Source organism: Rhodococcus sp. LW-XY12 (genome assembly GCF_019317345.1).
Lineage (GTDB): Bacteria > Actinomycetota > Actinomycetes > Mycobacteriales > Mycobacteriaceae > Rhodococcus > Rhodococcus pyridinivorans.
The window spans coordinates 1212856-1229460 of record NZ_CP079225.1 but is presented as its reverse complement, the minus strand read 5'-3'; the positions used below and the strand labels follow the sequence as shown (position 1 = coordinate 1229460).

General features: G+C 69.6%; 13 protein-coding genes. 7 read left to right on the top strand and 6 right to left on the bottom strand.

The window, feature by feature from the left end:
* Positions 1-2 precede the first annotated feature (2 nt).
* The 3 genes from KXC42_RS05815 (at position 3) to KXC42_RS05805 (ending at position 3476) form a co-directional block, all read left to right on the top strand.
* The gene (locus KXC42_RS05815; protein WP_257606035.1) at positions 3-473 is read left to right on the top strand and encodes a TetR/AcrR family transcriptional regulator; all 471 of its coding nucleotides are present in this window, start codon (positions 3-5) and stop codon (positions 471-473) included.
* Between the two features lie 87 nt (positions 474-560).
* Complete coding sequence (locus tag KXC42_RS05810; RefSeq protein WP_219130015.1) at positions 561-2186, top strand: LuxR family transcriptional regulator; 1626 nt, start codon at positions 561-563, stop codon at positions 2184-2186.
* A 114-nt stretch (positions 2187-2300) separates the two neighbouring features.
* Positions 2301-3476, top strand: coding sequence for an NAD(P)/FAD-dependent oxidoreductase (locus KXC42_RS05805; RefSeq protein ID WP_219130014.1), 1176 nt, complete (start codon positions 2301-2303; stop codon positions 3474-3476).
* 25 nt (positions 3477-3501) lie between these two features.
* Here KXC42_RS05805 and KXC42_RS05800 read toward each other — a convergent pair whose 3' ends face one another.
* A complete protein-coding gene (locus tag KXC42_RS05800) occupies positions 3502-5265 on the bottom strand; it encodes a GNAT family N-acetyltransferase (protein ID WP_219130013.1) in 1764 nt (587 codons plus the stop codon).
* 55 nt (positions 5266-5320) lie between these two features.
* On the opposite strand from KXC42_RS05800, the gene KXC42_RS05795 reads away from it, so the two are divergent.
* A complete protein-coding gene (locus KXC42_RS05795) occupies positions 5321-6100 on the top strand; it encodes an alpha/beta fold hydrolase (RefSeq protein WP_219130012.1) in 780 nt (259 codons plus the stop codon).
* A gap of 99 nt (positions 6101-6199) precedes the next feature.
* Here the strand turns inward: KXC42_RS05795 and ychF are convergent, their stop codons facing one another.
* Positions 6200-7279, bottom strand: a complete 1080-nt coding sequence (gene ychF, locus KXC42_RS05790) for a redox-regulated ATPase YchF (RefSeq protein WP_016693933.1) — start codon at positions 7277-7279, stop codon at positions 6200-6202.
* Between the two features lie 36 nt (positions 7280-7315).
* Positions 7316-7753 carry a hypothetical protein gene (locus tag KXC42_RS05785; protein ID WP_083543721.1) on the bottom strand — a complete coding sequence of 146 codons (438 nt, stop codon included), beginning with the start codon at positions 7751-7753 and terminating at the stop codon, positions 7316-7318.
* 172 nt (positions 7754-7925) lie between these two features.
* Between KXC42_RS05785 and KXC42_RS05780 the strand changes: the two genes are divergently transcribed.
* Positions 7926-9143, top strand: coding sequence for an AI-2E family transporter (locus KXC42_RS05780; RefSeq protein ID WP_235367203.1), 1218 nt, complete (start codon positions 7926-7928; stop codon positions 9141-9143).
* Positions 9144-9150: 7 nt separating this feature from the next.
* Here the strand turns inward: KXC42_RS05780 and KXC42_RS05775 are convergent, their stop codons facing one another.
* Together KXC42_RS05775 and KXC42_RS05770 are read right to left on the bottom strand one after the other, a co-directional pair.
* Complete coding sequence (locus KXC42_RS05775) at positions 9151-12129, bottom strand: AAA family ATPase (protein ID WP_219130011.1); 2979 nt, start codon at positions 12127-12129, stop codon at positions 9151-9153.
* Positions 12126-13304, bottom strand: coding sequence for an exonuclease SbcCD subunit D (locus KXC42_RS05770; RefSeq protein ID WP_219130010.1), 1179 nt, complete (start codon positions 13302-13304; stop codon positions 12126-12128). Before KXC42_RS05770 ends, KXC42_RS05775 begins: the two co-directional genes overlap by 4 nt.
* A gap of 77 nt (positions 13305-13381) precedes the next feature.
* Between KXC42_RS05770 and KXC42_RS05765 the strand changes: the two genes are divergently transcribed.
* Both KXC42_RS05765 and KXC42_RS05760 read left to right on the top strand, forming a co-directional pair.
* The gene (locus KXC42_RS05765; protein ID WP_219130009.1) at positions 13382-14545 is read left to right on the top strand and encodes a DNA recombination protein RmuC; all 1164 of its coding nucleotides are present in this window, start codon (positions 13382-13384) and stop codon (positions 14543-14545) included.
* Positions 14546-14569: 24 nt separating this feature from the next.
* A complete protein-coding gene (locus tag KXC42_RS05760) occupies positions 14570-15469 on the top strand; it encodes a DUF6542 domain-containing protein (RefSeq protein WP_232238034.1) in 900 nt (299 codons plus the stop codon).
* A 78-nt stretch (positions 15470-15547) separates the two neighbouring features.
* Here the strand turns inward: KXC42_RS05760 and KXC42_RS05755 are convergent, their stop codons facing one another.
* Positions 15548-16546: a 4-hydroxy-3-methylbut-2-enyl diphosphate reductase gene (locus tag KXC42_RS05755; protein WP_006553909.1), complete on the bottom strand. Its 999-nt coding sequence runs from the start codon at positions 16544-16546 to the stop codon at positions 15548-15550.
* Positions 16547-16605 lie beyond the last annotated feature (59 nt).

Genomic DNA, 16605 nt, shown 5'->3' with positions numbered 1-16605 from the left:
GGATGACGCTTGCGCGCGGTGGAGTCACCCGCGTCGGGAACTGTCGTCGTAGCGGCGTCTGCCATCGCGCGCTGGCCGACGAGGTCGCGCTGACGATCCTCGCCGACATGCGCGCAGCGGGCACCGAGGCCCTGGAGCGCGTCGGCTCCTCACCCGAGGACGCCTGGGTGGGCTACGTGCAACGGCTGGTCGAACTCGACCTGGGTGCACTCTCGGCCACCCTCGCCGAATTCGTGACCGACGAGATCTCCGAATCGGTGCGCGACGCCCAGGCGCAGACGCTCGCCGGGGTCGAGGAACTGCTCGACGCGGTGCGATCCGCCGGCATCGTGCGCCCCGACCTCGACGCGCTGGAACTGGTCCTGGCGATCGGCCTGATCACCCGCCCCTTACCCGACGCGATCCGTGCGGTGACACCGGATCTCGCTCCACGATTGGTGTCGATCGTTCTGGCGGGCATGCGACCGTCGTGAGCCGCGCGCACACCGACGACCCTGCGTATCTGCGGGCGTAGGATCGCAATCAGCCGGTGTCGGCGGCGCTCGATCGCGGGAGCGAACATGGGCAGGTCGGCGGTCCTGGACCACGCGCGGGCAGCGTACCGCGCGCGCGAGTGGCCGCGTGCCCTGGACGGATTCCGCAGCGCCGACACACTCGCTGCCCTGTCCGCGGACGACCTCGATCTGTTCGCCCGAGCCGCGTACCTCGCGGGCCACGACGACGACAGCGTCGCACTGTACGAGCGCGCCTTCGCCGCACATCTCGAAGCCGGCGAAACCGAGAGCGCGGGTATCAGCGCCTTCTGGTTGTGCTTCCTGCTGATGGGACGCGGTGAAGCAGCACGGGCCGGAGGTTGGCTGGAGCGAGCCCGACAGTCGGGTGTCCCGGACCGACCGGACTGCGCGACCAGCGGCTTCCTGATGATCCCCGGAGCAGTACAGCAGATGTACGCGAACCGGCCGACCGAGGCACTGCCGATCTTCACCGCAGCTCAGCGCATCGGACGGGCCTGCCACGACGCCGACCTTCTCGCTCTCGGCTCACTGGGCATCGGACAGTGCCGAGTCCTGCTCGGCGACGTCGACGGCGGGCTGCGGACACTCGACGAGGTGCTCGTCGCCGTCGGATTGGGCGAGGTCTCGCCCGTCGTCTCCGGCCTGGTGTACTGCGCGGTCATCGAGACCTGCTACGGCACATATCATCTGCAACGGGCGAAAGAGTGGACTCGGGCCCTCGGCCGCTGGTGCGACGATCAGTCCGGACTCGCGCCCTTCCGGGGACAGTGCCTGGTCCATCGCGCCCAGATGCTGCAACTCGAGGGCGACTGGTCGCAGGCGATGGACCTCGCCCGCCTCGCACTGCAGCGGCTGTCGGATCCGCCCGGTCAACCCGCGATGGGAATGGCCCTGTACGAGCAGGGCGAACTGCATCGTCTACGCGGTGAGTTCGCCGAGGCGGAAGCCGCCTACAGGTCAGCGGGCATGTACGGGCAGGAGGTACAGCCGGGTCTTGCTCTGCTGCGTCTGAGACAGGGCGACACCACCGCAGCGGTCGCCGGAATCCTCCGGGGTCTCGGCGAAGCCTCGAATCTCGACAGGCCGCGGATGCTCGCCGCCCACACGGAGATCGCGCTCGCCACCGGAGATGTCGCCGCAGCCCGGCGCAGCACCGACGAACTCGAGGCGCTGACCCGGACGCAGGACGCCACTGCACTGGCAGCGATGGCCGACCACGCGCAGGGCTCGGTCCTGCTCGCCGAAGGTGACCCCTGCGGCGCCCTCGAACGGCTGCGGCGATCCGGCAGGCGCTGGCGTGACCTCGGTGCACCCTACGAACGTGCCCGGGTACGAGTGCTGCAGGGTCGATGCTGCGCCGCACTCGGCGACGACGATGACGCCCGGCTCGAATTCGACTCGGCAGCATCGATTTTCCACGATCTGCACGCGTTGCCGGATCTGCGTGAGCTCCGCGGTCCCGAACTCGCCGACGCACCGAACGGGCTGACGCCCCGGGAGGTCCAGGTGCTGCGCGCCGTTGCCACGGGCAAGACGAATCGAGCCATCGCCCACGAGTTCGTCATCAGCGAGAAGACGGTGGCCCGGCACCTGAGCAACATATTCACCAAGCTCGAGGTGTCCTCACGAGCGGCGGCGACGGCCTACGCGTACGAGCATCGCCTGCTCTGACTGGGTAGAACTGCCCATACGCTGCCACCTTCGACTGCACACTCCTCCCGACGCGGCCGAGGGGCGGCAGTGCCTAACGTCGTCGGTGTAGTTCCCTCACCTCGGGGAGTCGTCATGACCGTCCACAACGCACCCCAGCAGATCGACACCGTCGTCGTCGGCGCAGGTCAGGCAGGCCTGTCCGCCGGTTACCATCTGGCCCGACGCGGCCGTCCGTTCCTCATCGTCGACGCGAACCGACGCATCGGCGACAACTGGCGCTGCCACTGGGACTCGCTACGCCTGTACAGCCCCGCCGGATACGACGGCCTGCCCGGCATGCCGTTCCCGGGCGACCCGCACCACTCCCCCACCAAGGACGAGCTCGCCGACTACCTCGAGTCCTACGCCTCCCGCTTCGACCTGCCCGTGCTCGGCAACACCCAGGTCCGCCGGCTCTCCCGCGACGGCGACCGGTTCGTCCTCGACTGCGGCGACACGCGGATCGAGGCGAACAACGTCGTCGTGGCCACGGGCACGTTCGGTCGAACCCCACACGTCCCCAGCTTCGCCTCCGAGCTGGATCCCGGCATCGTGCAGCTGCATTCGAGCGAGTATCACGATCCGTCGCAGTTGCGCGACGGTCCGGTACTCGTAGTGGGGGCTTCCCATTCCGGCAGCGAGATCGCCTACGAGCTGGCGGCGTCCCATCCGACGACTCTGTGCGGCCGCGACACCGGGCAGCTGCCGGTGCGCGTGGACAGTCCCGCCATGCGCGTGCTGTTCCCGATCCTGTGGTTCGTGTGGGGACATGTGCTGTCCGTGCGCACCCCGATGGGACGACATGCTCGCGAGGACGAACGGCGCCACGGGGCGCCCCTGCTGCGGATCCGTCGGCGGGAGCTGGCCGCACGCGGCGTCACCCGGGTCACCGAGCGCGTGACCGGCGTGGCCGAACTCCGCCCCGTGTTGTCCGACGGCCGGATTCTCGACGTGACGAATGTGGTGTGGTGCACCGGTTTCCGCCAGAAGTACGACTGGATTGACCTACCGGTGTTCGATACGGACGGCTGGCCGCGCGAGGAACGCGGCGTGGTCCCCTCGGTGCCCGGTCTGTACTTCACCGGTCTGTGCTTCCAGTCGTCGTTCCGGTCGATGCTCGTCGGCGGGGCCGGTGCGGACGCGGAGTACGTCGTCCGTCACCTCGTCGCGCACGGCGCCCCCGCGTCCGCCGGAACGGATCCGGGTCGGCACACGCCGCACTACCCGGTGAAGCGGAACTCCACCACGTCGCAGTCGGCCACGACGTAGCCCTCGGCCGTCGAGTCGGCCGATGTCAGAGCGCCCGCTCGAATCCGGCGTGGGTGCAGTCGTAGCCGAGCCGCGCCCCGAACGTCCGAACCCGCTCGTCGTCCGGGTCGACGGCGATCTGCGCGAGCGTGGCACCCCGGTTCCGGCCGTGATCGTGGGCCCACTCGAGCATGGCCGTACCGATGCCGCGGGAACGTTCGGACGGGGCGACCCGGATTCCTTCGACGAGCAGGCGGGTGGCACCGCCACGGAACAGACCCGGCACGATCGTCAACTGCATCGTGCCGACGATCCGGCCCACCTCGTCGCGTACCACCGCAAGATAGTGCGAAGGGTCGCGGGCGACAGCGTCGTAGGCCTCTTCGTAACGGGCGAGTTCCACACCGTCGCAGGCGCTCTGCTCGTCGCCGGAGAGCAACCCGACGATCGCCGGTACGTCGGGTCGGCCGGCACGTTGCACCCGATAAATCCTGTCGCCCAATCGGATCAGACCACCGACCGATTCACGGGCGCGTGCCTGTAGCCGGGCGACGAGCAGGTCCAGCCAGCCACCGACGTGCCGCCGGGCCTCGGTGGTGTCGGGATAGCGGCACCGCAGGTGCAGTCCCGAGTCGTCGAGGATGAACCACAACATCACCCCGTCGGTGCGGATGGTCGCGCCGACGTACTGCGCCTCGAGGCCGGTAGCGTCGACCCGGACGGGAAGCCGGCGCAGGTCCAACCAGGAGATCGCGAACATGCCCGGCGCCTCCGGCATGCCCTCCCACGGGCGCAGGATGTCCTCGAGGGGCCAGGATCCGAGCCTGACCGCCTCCTTGACCGCGTCCGCGGCCGCGCGAGGTTCGGGGACGGCCGATTCGAGCACCGAATTGGTGATGAACCAGCCGACGGAGTCGTGCCAGGTGGCGTCGTACCGGCTGTGCACCGGGAACACCGCCCGCAACGGGACTCCGGCCAGTTCGAGGGTCACCTCGGTCATGGCCGCGACCACCAGCGCGAGGGTGGACACCCCGTCGTCCTTGGCCTGGGAGGAGAAGGCGGCGCTGTCGTCGACGTCGAGCACGTCGCGCACCTCCACTCGTTCGCGTTGGAGACTCGCCACTCCGAGGGAGAGCGGGAAGCGCGGCATCACGTCACCGCTGGCGGCGAGCACCTCGGCCCAGCGCTCGTGGACCTCGGCGGGTGCGGCCGGACGGTCCTGCAGTGCCCGGGTGTGTTCCGCGAAGGCCGGTGTCGGCGACAGGGACGGTTCCCGTCCCGCGCGTACGGCGGCGAGGGCGGCGAGCAGGTCGCGAGCCATCACCAACATCGACCACATGTCGACGTGCGAGTGATCGGCGGCCACCACGACGGTCGGTTCCGTAGCGGTCTCGAGCACGCATAGTCGGTGCGACGGCCGATTGTAGGGCGAACATGCACTGTCGAGGACGTCCCGGAGGGCGTCGTTGACGGCCTGACCGGGACCGATCGGATGTTCGACCCAGCCGCCCGGGCGGATCTCGGCCTCGTGCAGAAGCGGCTCACCGTCGTCGCCGTGCGTGAACACCGAGCGCAGGGTGCCGTGCCGCGCGATCACCGCCAGCCAGGCGGTCGCGAGGTCGTCGGGCGAAACCGGCTCGAACAGGCGGAAGGACAGAGCCATCCAGGAGCCGGGACGTTCGCCCGCGCCGACATGCCGCCGCTGGTCGAACGACACGGGAAGCGCCCGGCCGAGCCCCGCGACGGTCACGTCGTAACCGAGCAGTCGGCCGAACGGCAGGCGCAGGTGCGCCACATTTGTCAGCCGCATGCCGGGTATCCTAGGCGCCTTCCCCAGCAACCGCTTTCCGACGTCGGGAGACGATGTGCCGACCTTCAGTGTGCCGGGGGCCGAACTCGACGTGGAGCTGAGCGACGAGGGTGGCCACCCGGTCGTCCAGCTCCACGGCCTGACCTCGAGCCGCCACCGCGACCGCCTCATGGACCTCGACCTGGGCCGCGGGCTCAGCGGCACCCGACTGCTGCGCTACGACGCGCGGGGGCACGGCCGCTCGACCGGTCGTGCGGTGCGGGAGGACTACCGCTGGCCGGTGCTCGCCGACGACCTGCTGCGGCTGCTCGACCACTACTTCCCCGGCGAGCGGGTACACGGGGTGGGGCCGTCGATGGGCACCGGAACCCTGCTGCACGCGGCGGTGAAGGATCCGGAGCGCTTCAGCAGCCTCACCCTGCTGGTGCCGGCGACCGCCTGGGCCACCCGCGCCGCGAAGGCCGCCGAGTACCGGGCCGCCGCCGATCTCATCGAGCAGCAGGGACTCGCGGCGTTCCTCACGCGCGATCTGACCGCGCCACGACCGCCGGCCACCGTCGACGCGCCGGAGACCGTCCCCGACGTCACCGAGGAACTGCTGCCCTCGCTGTTCCGGGGCGCCGCGCTGAGCGACCTGCCCGATCCGGAGGCCGTGTCCGACATCGACATTCCGGTGACGGTGCTGGCGTGGATCGACGACCCCGCCCATCCGGTGTCCACGGCGGAAACGCTCGTGGGTCTGCTCCCCCACGCGAAGCTGGAGATCGCGCACACCCCGGCCGATCTCGCGCAGTGGCCGAGCATCCTCTGCGAGGACGTCGCCCGGCACGGTTGATTCCGTCGGCATAACGATTTCGGTGTTCCCGACCTCGATATACGGGGTCGAGAACACCGAAATGCGGATGACTACGGAGGAACGCCCCGATGGCGTTCGTCAGACGTTGAAGCGGAACTCCACCACGTCGCCGTCGGCCATGACGTAGTCCTTGCCCTCCATGCGGACCTTGCCCTTGGCCTTCGCCTCGGCCATCGAACCGGCCGCGTCGAGGTCGGCGAACGAGACGATCTCGGCCTTGATGAAGCCGCGCTCGAAGTCGGTGTGGATCACGCCGGCCGCCTTGGGGGCGGTGTCACCCTTGCGGATGGTCCAGGCACGCGATTCCTTCGGACCCGCCGTCAGGTAGGTCTGCAGGCCGAGCGTGTGGAAACCGGCGCGCGCGAGCTGCTTCAGACCGGCCTCGGTCTGGCCGATGGATTCGAGCAGCTCCATCGCCTCGTCCTCGTCGAGCTCGAGGAGCTCGGACTCGACCTTGGCATCGAGGAAGACGGCGTCGGCCGGTGCGACGGCCTTGCGCAGCTCCTCCTTGCGCTCCTCGTTGGTGAGGACGGCCTCGTCGGCGTTGAAGACGTACAGGAACGGCTTGGCGGTGAGCAGGTGCAGGTCGCGCAGCAGCTCGCCCTTCACCTCCGCCTGGGCGGAGAAGATGGTGCGGCCGTCCTCGAGGATCGCCTGAGCCTTCTTCGTCTCCTCCAGCTGAGCGACGAGTTCCTTGTTCTTCCGGGACTCCTTCTCGAGCCGCGGCAGCGCTCGCTCGATCGTCTCCAGGTCGGCGAGGATCAGCTCGGTCGCGATGACCTCGATGTCGGCCATCGGGTCGACCTTGCCCTCGACGTGGACCACGTCGGGATCGTCGAACACGCGCACGACCTGACAGATGGCGTCCGCCTCACGGATGTTGGCGAGGAACTTGTTGCCCATGCCCTCACCGGCGGAGGCCCCCTTGACGATGCCGGCGATGTCGACGAACGACACCGTGGCCGGGAGGATGCGCTCGGAACCGAAGATCTCGGCGAGCCGGTTCAGTCGCGGATCGGGCAGTTCGACGACGCCGACATTGGGCTCGATGGTGGCGAACGGATAGTTCGCTGCCAGCACATCGTTCTTGGTCAGCGCATTGAACAGCGTCGACTTGCCGACGTTGGGAAGACCGACGATTCCGAGGGTAAGGCTCACGGAATCGGTATTCTACGCGGCCGTCCGCCGCTCATTTCACCCGCACGCCACCCGCACCAGTTGTGCGATGCGCGCTGCCTGGTCCCCGTCGGGCACGGTCGATCCGTTGGCCGCGACTTCCTGAACCTTCGCGTTCACTTCCTGGTCGGATGCACCATCGTCGATGAGAGGGCAGGTCTCGGTGACGATGGACTCGATGTCCTGCGTCTCCCGGTCGGCCGACAGCTGCGGGTAACCGGTGCGGAAGGCCGCGACGAAGACATCGAGCTTCGCCTTGTCGAAGATGTCGCCGGCCCGCTCGGCCGCGCTGGACGCGACGCTCTGCACCGACGAGATGGCGCCCTCTGCCTGCTCCTGAACGCTCGTGACCGCGACATCCGCCGAGGAGCGCACGTCCTCGTCGCTGGGAGTGTCGTCGGAGCTGCACGCGGTGAGCGCGAAGGCGGCGGCGATCGCCACAGTCGCAGCGGACACACGCAGGAGTCGGGTCGTGCTCGTTCGGTTCGTCACGTTTCGAGAATGCCACGGCAGGGGACCCTTCAGCGCCGTTTCCGGCGTGTCGTCCGGACCACGCGCGGCGCTCGGTGACCGTAGATTGGCGACTGTCGATCGGTATCGAGCTCGATACATGTCGGAAGGACCGTCGTTGACCGAATCGAAGACCGCGCCCAGCGGAAACAGCAGTGGGAAGCCGTCGGCTGAACCCGACCGCGGAAGCCTGCTGGGCACGGGCGGAATCTGGCTCGCCAAGTGGTCGGCCTGCCTGGTCGTCATCGCCGCCGGTGCGGTGGTGATCGGCTGGATCATCGAGAAGATGTGGGTGATCGTGCTGCCGGTCGCCCTCGCGATCGTCGTCTCCACGATCCTGTGGCCGCCCACCCGCTTCATGACCAAACGCGGCGTTCCTCCGGCTGCTGCGGCCGGCCTGACCCTCGTGATGTTCTTCGCGATCGTCGGCGGCATCATCGCCGGCATCGTCCCGTCGGTGGTCTCCCAGATGCCCGACCTGGCCAACAAGGCCACCGAAGGCATCAACACCGTGCAGGAATGGGTGAAGGGACCCCCGATCAACCTGCGCGACGAACAACTCGACAACGCCGTCCACGCGGTGGTCGAACGAGTGCAGGGCAGTGCCGCCACCATCGCGGGCGGTGTCTTCTCCGGTGTGAGCACGGCGGGCTCGCTGCTCGTCACGCTCGCTCTCGTCCTCGTGCTGACCTTCTTCTTCATCAAGGACGGCCCGCGCTTCGTGCCGTGGCTGCACCGTGTGAGCGGCGGCCGCGCCGGACGTCACCTCGAAGCGGTACTCGGCCGCATGTGGGACACGCTGGGCGGGTTCATCCGCACGCAGGCCCTGGTGAGCTTCATCGACGCCCTCTTCATCGGTATCGGCCTGCTGATCCTCGGAGTCCCGCTCGCACCCGTGCTGGCGATCCTGACCTTCATCGGCGGATTCATTCCCATCGTCGGTGCGTTCGTCGCCGGTGCGCTGGCAGTGCTGGTCGCACTCGTCGCCAACGGTTTCACAACCGCGATCATCGTGCTGGTCCTCATCATCGCCGTGCAGCAGATCGAGGGGAACGTGCTGCAGCCGGTGCTGCAGTCGCGGTCGATGAACCTGCACGCAGCCGTGGTGCTGCTCGCGGTGACGGCCGGATCGTCGCTGTTCGGGATCATCGGTGCGTTCCTGGCGGTGCCGGTCGCGGCGGTGGCCGCGGTGGTCATCCGCTACATCGGCGAACAGATCGACGAGCGCGCCAGTGAAGGCGAGGACGACGAGACGAAGGCACTCCCGGCTCCGGGCGACACCTCGGTGCCCGATCCGAAGCCGGCCTCTCCGGCACCGGCCGCCTCCGAGGACTGAGGGGCGGTCAGCTCGCGACGCGGACGGTGGATCCCGAGCGGCCACGGATGACGTGCAGCCTGCTCGGGATCCGCTGCCGCATCTCGTCGACGTGACTGACCACGCCCACCACGCGGCCTCCCGCGCGCAGTTCGTCGAGCACCCCCATGACCGCTTCGAGGGCGTCGGCGTCGAGTGAACCGAACCCTTCGTCGATGAACATCGTGTCGAGCACGAGCCCGCCGGCCTCGGCGGCGACGACGTCGGCGAGGCCGAGGGCAAGGGCGAGGGACGCCTGGAAGGACTCGCCGCCCGACAGTGTCTTCGTCGATCGCACGGCGCCGGTGTACTCGTCGTGGATGTCGAGACCGAGACCGCCGCGACGCCCCCTGCTTTCGGCCGCGTCGGAGTGCACGAACTCGTAGCGACCGCCGGACATCCTGCGCAGGCGTTCGGAGGCGGCGTCGGCGACCTCCTCGAGTCGCGCCGCGAGCACGTACGAGCGCAACGACATCTTCTTGGCGTTCGACCCCATTCCGGCGACGACGTCGGCGAGCGCGGAGAGTTCGGCGTGTTCGTCGAGCAGCGGGACGAGTTCGGCGCAGGCACGCTCGAGTCGCCGGGAGTAGTTCTCGATGTCGAGGTGCCGGCGCTCGGCCTCGGTGGCCGCGCTCAGGGCGGCCTCGACCGCCGCGGCACCGTCGTCCACCGCTGCGCGCGCGGCCGTCACGTCAGCGACCTCGTCGCCGGTGAGGGCCGCGATCGCCGGGTCGTTCAGCGTGGAGGTAGCCACCGCGCGTTCGTCGTCGGCGGCGCGCAGGACGCGGTCGATCTCGGCGAGCCGCTCGGGTGTCCGGACAGCTGCGCGGGCGCTGTCGAGGTCGGTGAAGCCCGCCTCCGCGGCTGCGGTGCGGGCGTCGGCGGCGCGTTCGTCGGCGGCCGTGCGCGCCTGCAGGGCGGCGGTGCGGGCGTCGAGCAGCGCGGTGGCGGCGGCGGACAGTGCCGCGACCGTCCTCCGTCGCGGGGCGAGCAGGTCGAGGTCGCCGACGGCCTCGACGATGCGCTCGCGGATCTCCGTGATCTCGGCTGCGCGGACCGCGTCCTCGCGGGCGAGTTCGGACAGTTCGGCGTCGAGCCGCTTCTCCTGTTCGGCCAGCACCGTGTCGAGTTTGCGCAGATCCTCGACCGTCGCGCGCAGATGGTCGAGCCGACCGGCGACGGTAGCGGCCTCGTTGTGGACGCGGACCGCCTCGGCGTGGGCGGTGGTGAGTTCGGCGAGTTCGGCATCGCCGCAACGCTGCCGGAGGACGGCCGCGATCCCGGAGAGTTCGGTGACGGCCTCGCGTGCTTCGCTCAGCGCGGCGGCGGCGCGTTGCTCGGCGGCATGGGCGCGTTCCTCGTCGGCCTTCGTCGCGGTGTCGGGCGCCGGGCGGGCAGGCTCGGGATGTTCGGTGGAACCGCAGACCACGCACGGTTCGCCGTCGGTGAGACGCGCGGCGAGTTCGGCTGCCATTCCGTCGATCCGGCGCTGCCGGACGTCGAGGTGCGCGTCGCGTGCGTGGTTGTGTTCGGAGTGCAGTTGCAGTACCCGGGCTTCGAGCCGTTCGAGTTCGTTTCGGCGCGAAGCGAGTTCGGTGGCGGCGTCGAGCGCGTCGGCGGCACGGTCGCGTGCGGTGGACAGGCCGGGGAGCATCGCGGCTGCGCGTTCGGCCTCGGCGACCGCATCAGCAGCGGCGGTCGATCGTTCGGGCAGCGCGGCGCGCTCGTCGATCACCTGCCGACGCTCGTCGGTGAGGGCACGGCGACGTCCGGCGAACTTCTCGCGTTCGTTCTCGAGCTCGGTGAGACGACGACGGCGATCGAGTAGGACGTCGAGTCGCGCTGCCTCCGAGGACCATTCCTCGCATCGAGGTCGGATGATGTCGCGGTCGGCGGCGGACGACATCGGCCCGACAGCGTCGAGGAGATCGCGTCCTTCGTCCTCGTTGCGGAGCGGCGCGGCGGCCGTCTCGGCGCGCGCTGCGGCGGCATCGGCCTCGCGTGCAAGACGGTCGGCCTCCCGATCGACGACCGCGACGCTCACCGCGCGATGCGCGGCGTCGCGTTCGGCTGTCACGGCGACGCGCTGCGTCTGCGTCTGCTCGAGTTCGGCAAGGATGTTCAGGGCGTCGCGGCGGCGGCGGAGTCGGTCGGCGAGAGCGACGGTCTCGTCGAGCCTGCGCCGGTTGACCTCGTCGACGGCGCGGACTCGTGCAAGCGCTGCGGCGGCGTCGTCGCGGCTCTCGGCGGCCTCGGCGAGCAGGCGGCCCGCCCATTCCACCGGATCGGCGTCGGCTCCCGCCTCGATCCCGGCCGACGCGGCCACCTTCGCCGCGAGCACTTCGACCTTCTTCTGTTGCTCGGCAAGCAGTTTCGTTCCGGCACCGCGCCGATCGCGGAACCACTGCTCGACGTCGCCGAAACGGGTGGTGTCGAACAGACGCTCGAGCAGCCTGCCGCGCTCCTCGCTGTTCGCACGCAGGAACCGGGCGAAGTCGCCCTGCGGAAGGAGCACCACCTGGAAGAACTGTTCGGCGCTCATCCCGAGCAACGACTTGACGACGTCGCCGATCTCCTGGGCGCGGGACAGGTTCTCCCCCGACCCGTCGAGCCAGGTGAGATTCGCCTTGGCCTGCTGCTTGATCGTTCCGGTGCCGCGCTTCTTCGGGCGTTCGAACTCGGGGCTGCGTTCGATGGCCAGACGGCGACCCGCGATGGTCGCCTCGAGCCGGACCGTCGGCACAGCACCCACCCGTGCGTGGTCGGACAGCAACCGGCGCCCCTCGGAGCGAGCACCGGGGACGGTGCCGTAGAGCGCGAACGCGACCGCGTCGAGGATCGACGTCTTGCCCGCGCCCGTCTGCCCGTGCAGTAGGAACAACCCATCGGCGCCGAGCTCGTCGAAGTCGATCTCGACGGTGTCGGCGAACGGACCGAAGGCCGTGATCTCGAGGTGGTGCAGTCTCATGCCGGCACGTCCGTCCGCCACTGCGTGTCGGTCTCGTCGCCGATGCCACGACGACGGTCGACCTCCCTCAACGCTTCGTCGATCCAGCCGCGCTCGCGTTCGGACGGCTCGGAACGCACATCGGTGAGGAACGACGCGGCGATGTCGCGATCACTGCGCCCGCGCACCTTGTCGCGGTAGCTGCCCTCCGTGGACCCGGCCGGTCGCTGCCATTCGACGTGCACGGCGTACGGGAACCGCTCCTGCAGGCGACGCATGGCGTCGAGCGGGCGGATCGCGTCGGTCAGCACCGCGGAGACGTAGTGCTCCTCGACGGCGGCATGCGCCGGATCGGCGAGCAGATCGTCCAGTTCGCCTTCGAGACGAGTCAATTCGCGGATCACCGGGAGATCGACCCGCTCGACGGACGCCGCACCCGAGGCGTCGAGGTCGACGACGAAGACCGCCTTGCGGTGCGAGCGCTCGCCGAAGGAGTACGGCAACGGCGATCCCGAGTACCGGACCGTCTCGCTCACCGTCTGCGGGGAATGCAGGTGACCGAGCGCGACGTAGTCGACACCGTCGAACGACGACGCGGCGACCGTCTCGACCCCGCCGACGGAGATGGACCGCTCGGAGTCGCTGGGCTCGCCACCGACGACGAAGGCGTGCGCCAGGACGACCGTGCGGCCGTGCCGATCCGCGACATCGGCGCGCACGCGTTCCATCGCCGCGTCGAGGACCTGCTGGTGCGAACGGGCCTCGGGCACGCCGAGCTCGGCGCGGGTGATCTCGGGTTCGAGATACGGGATGCCGTAGAAGCGGACCGGGCCGTGCTCGTCGTGCAGGACGACAGGGCTGTCGATCTGAGATACGCGGGTGATCAGGTGCAGACCCCCGTGCGCGGCGAAGGCAGCGCCGGCACCGAGCCGGACCGGCGAGTCGTGGTTGCCGGAGGTGGCGACGATGATCGCCCCTGCCTCACGGATGGCCTCGAGGCCGGCGTTGCACACGGCGACCGCGTCGGAACTCGGGATCGACCGGTCGTACACGTCGCCCGGCACGACCACCACGTCGATCCGGCGTTCGGCCACCAGATCGGCGATGGCCCGCAGCGCACGCGCCTGGTCGGCGAGCAGGTCGACACCGTGGAAGGTGCGGCCGATGTGCCAGTCGGAGGTGTGCAGGATCCGCATGGGACAGACGGTAGAGGAGAGGACCGACATCCCCGGATGTCGGGTGGATGTCGCATCGATGAGGCATCATCCGCCACATGACAGCACTCACGGCACTCGGCCTGCTCGTCACGCTCGGTCTCGGGGTGGTGCTCGGCTGGCTGTTGCGGGCCACCCGCGACGGCGAACGCGCAGCCCGTGCCGAGGCGCAGCTGGCAGCCCTGCGGGACAACGAGGAGCAGCTGCGTCAGTCGCTGGCAGCGGTGAGCGAGGATGCCGCGCGCCGGCAGTCCGGTGCCATCGGCGACCAGGTCTCGCGGCTCGTCGGCCCGTTGAACGAGGCCGTCGGAGCGCTGGCCCGGCAGGTCGAACACGTCGAACGCAACCGCGTGCACGCCTACGCCGGGCTGAGCGAGCAGGTCGAGGGCATGCACCGCGCGTCGCAGCTGCTGTCCACGCGGACCCAGCAGCTGGTCACCGCGCTGCGCGCGCCGCAGATCCGCGGACGATGGGGCGAGATCCAGCTCGAACGCGTCGTCGAGCTCGCCGGGATGGTCCGGCACTGCGACTTCGACACCCAGGTGAGCAAGGACGGGGTGCGCCCCGACCTGCTCGTCTACCTCGCCGGTGGCAAACAGATCGTCGTCGACGCGAAGGTGCCCTTCGCCGCCTATCTGGATGCCGCCGAGGCCGAGGAGCCCGACGAGCGCGACCGGCACCTCACGCGCCACGCACGCCAACTGCGCACCCACATCGACCAACTGGCGGCGAAGGCCTACTGGGAGTCGTTCGACCCGACGCCCGAGTTCGTCGTGTTGTTCGTCCCCGGCGATCCGTTCCTCGATGCCGCGCTCGGCGCCGATCCCGATCTGCTCGAGCACGCTTTCGCCCGGAACGTCATCCTCGCCACACCGACCACGCTCGTCGCGTTGCTGCGCACGATCGCACACACCTGGCGGCAGGAGGCGCTCTCCCGCGACGCCGCGACCATCCACCGATTGGGCCGTGAACTGTACCAACGGCTCGGTGTGGTCGGTTCCCACCTCGATCGGCTCGGCAACCAGCTCGGCAAGGCCGTCGATTCGTTCAACATGACGGTCTCGTCGATGGACACCCGGGTGGGCGTGACGGCCCGCAAACTCCACGACCTGGAAATATTCGACGGTGAGGTGCCCGAGGTGCAGCGTGTCGACGCTTGGCCGCGACGCAGCACTCTGGCAGAAAGAGCAGTGGCGGACGGTCCTGTCGACGAAGCGAGCTGACATCGCCACGCTAATGTCTACGTTGTGTCTGCAACCCAACGTGCACGTTCGGCGGTGCCGCTCGACATGCGGTCGTTGGTGCCTACGGTGCCCGGTGTGCCCTGGTGGGGTGCCGTGGCGATCGCAGCCGGAACGACGCTTCTCGGGGTGCTGCTCGACAGCGCACGCGGGAACGAGCTGACCTCTGCGTTCACTGTCTTCTACGTGCTCGGCTGCGTCGCGGCCGTGGTGGCGGTGCGCTATCGCGGACTGTTCACGGCCATGGCCCAGCCGCCTCTGCTGCTGCTCCTCGCGGTGCCGATCGGTCAGGAGATCGTCTCCTCCGCCAGCACCGGCGGATTGAAGGATCTCGCGCTCAACGTCGCCTATCCGCTGGTGAACCGCTTCCCGGCGATGCTGGTGGCGACACTCCTGGCACTGGCCATCGGCGGTTTCCGGATCTTCGTGACCCGACAGAACACGGGAGTACGTGCCCGTGCGCCGCGAGAGCGGGCGAAGCCGCGGGCAGCGAAGACCGGAACCGCGAAGGACCGCCCCGCTCGCGCCGCGGGCGACCGGCCGACACGCGCTGCAAACGACCGGCCGACCAGGCGTGCGGGCCGGGGGCGACCGGCGACGGCCACCCCTGCGGATGCACGTCGCACCGCTTCGGGTCGCGGGACGCCGGCCGCGAAGGCGTCGGTCCGGGAGGTCGCCGACACCCGATCCCGTCGCCGCGTCCGTCCCGAATCCCCGACCGCCGAGCAGCCCGCTCCCCGGCGTACCCGCGCTCCCCGACCTGCGGACCCGGTGCAGCCGGAGGTCCGCGAGCCGCGGCGCCGTCCGGCACCCGAGCCGGACACCGGTCGACCGGCGCCCTCCCCCGCACCCACGCAGGGCTACGAGCCGCCGCGCGTGCGGTACCGCGACCGCTACGAGGACTGACCCACACGACGAAGACGACCGGTCACGTGCCGATTCACGGCGGTGACCGGTCGTCTTCGCTCTACGGAACTACCCGGTTCAGCGACGCGACGCGCGCAGTTCGCGCGGGAGAGCGAACACCAGGGTCTCGTTGGCGGTCGTCACCGACTGCACGTCGTGGAAACCGCGCTCGTCGAGGAACTGGACGACGCCCTGAACGAGGATCTCGGGGACCGACGCGCCGGAGGTGATGCCGACGGTCTCGACACCCTCGAGCCAGGCCGGATCGATCTCCTTGGCGTAGTCGACCAGGTGCGCTGCCCGGGCACCCGCACCGAGGGCGACCTCGACGAGCCGCACGGAGTTCGACGAGTTCCGCGACCCCACGACGATCACCAGATCGCACTCGGGCGCCATCGCCTTCACCGCGACCTGGCGGTTCTGCGTGGCGTAGCAGATGTCGTCGCTCGGCGGATCCTGCAGCTGCGGGAACTTCTGGCGCAGACGCTGCACGGTCTGCATCGTCTCGTCGACGCTCAGGGTGGTCTGGGACAGCCAGATGACCTTCGACGGATCGCGCACGGTCACCGAATCGACGGCGTCGGGACCGTCGACGAGCTGCACATGGTCGGGGGCCTCACCTGCGGTGCCCTCGACCTCCTCGTGGCCCTCGTGACCGATGAGCAGGATGTCGAAGTCGTCGCGGGCGAAGCGCTTGGCCTCCTGGTGGACCTTCGTCACCAGCGGGCAGGTCGCGTCGATGGTGCGCAGCTGCCGGGCAGCGGCCGATTCGTGGACCGCGGGCGACACACCGTGCGCCGAGAACACGAGCACGGCACCCTCGGGCACCTCGTCGGTCTCGTCGACGAACACCACGCCGCGGTCGGCGAGCGTGTCGACGACGTGGCGGTTGTGCACGATCTCCTTGCGGACGTAGATCGGCGCACCGTACTTGTCGAGCGCCTTCTCGACGGTCTCGACGGCGCGGTCGACGCCGGCGCAGTAGCCGCGCGGCTCGGCGAGCAGGACGCGCTTTCCGGAGGTGGAGAGACCGGCGGACCGTGTGATCCCGACTTCGAGAGGAACAGGCGCAGACATACCTCCAGAGTACGGGGCGCGTCGGAGTGTGGCTTTCCAGCTCGCAGCCGACGTGCTCC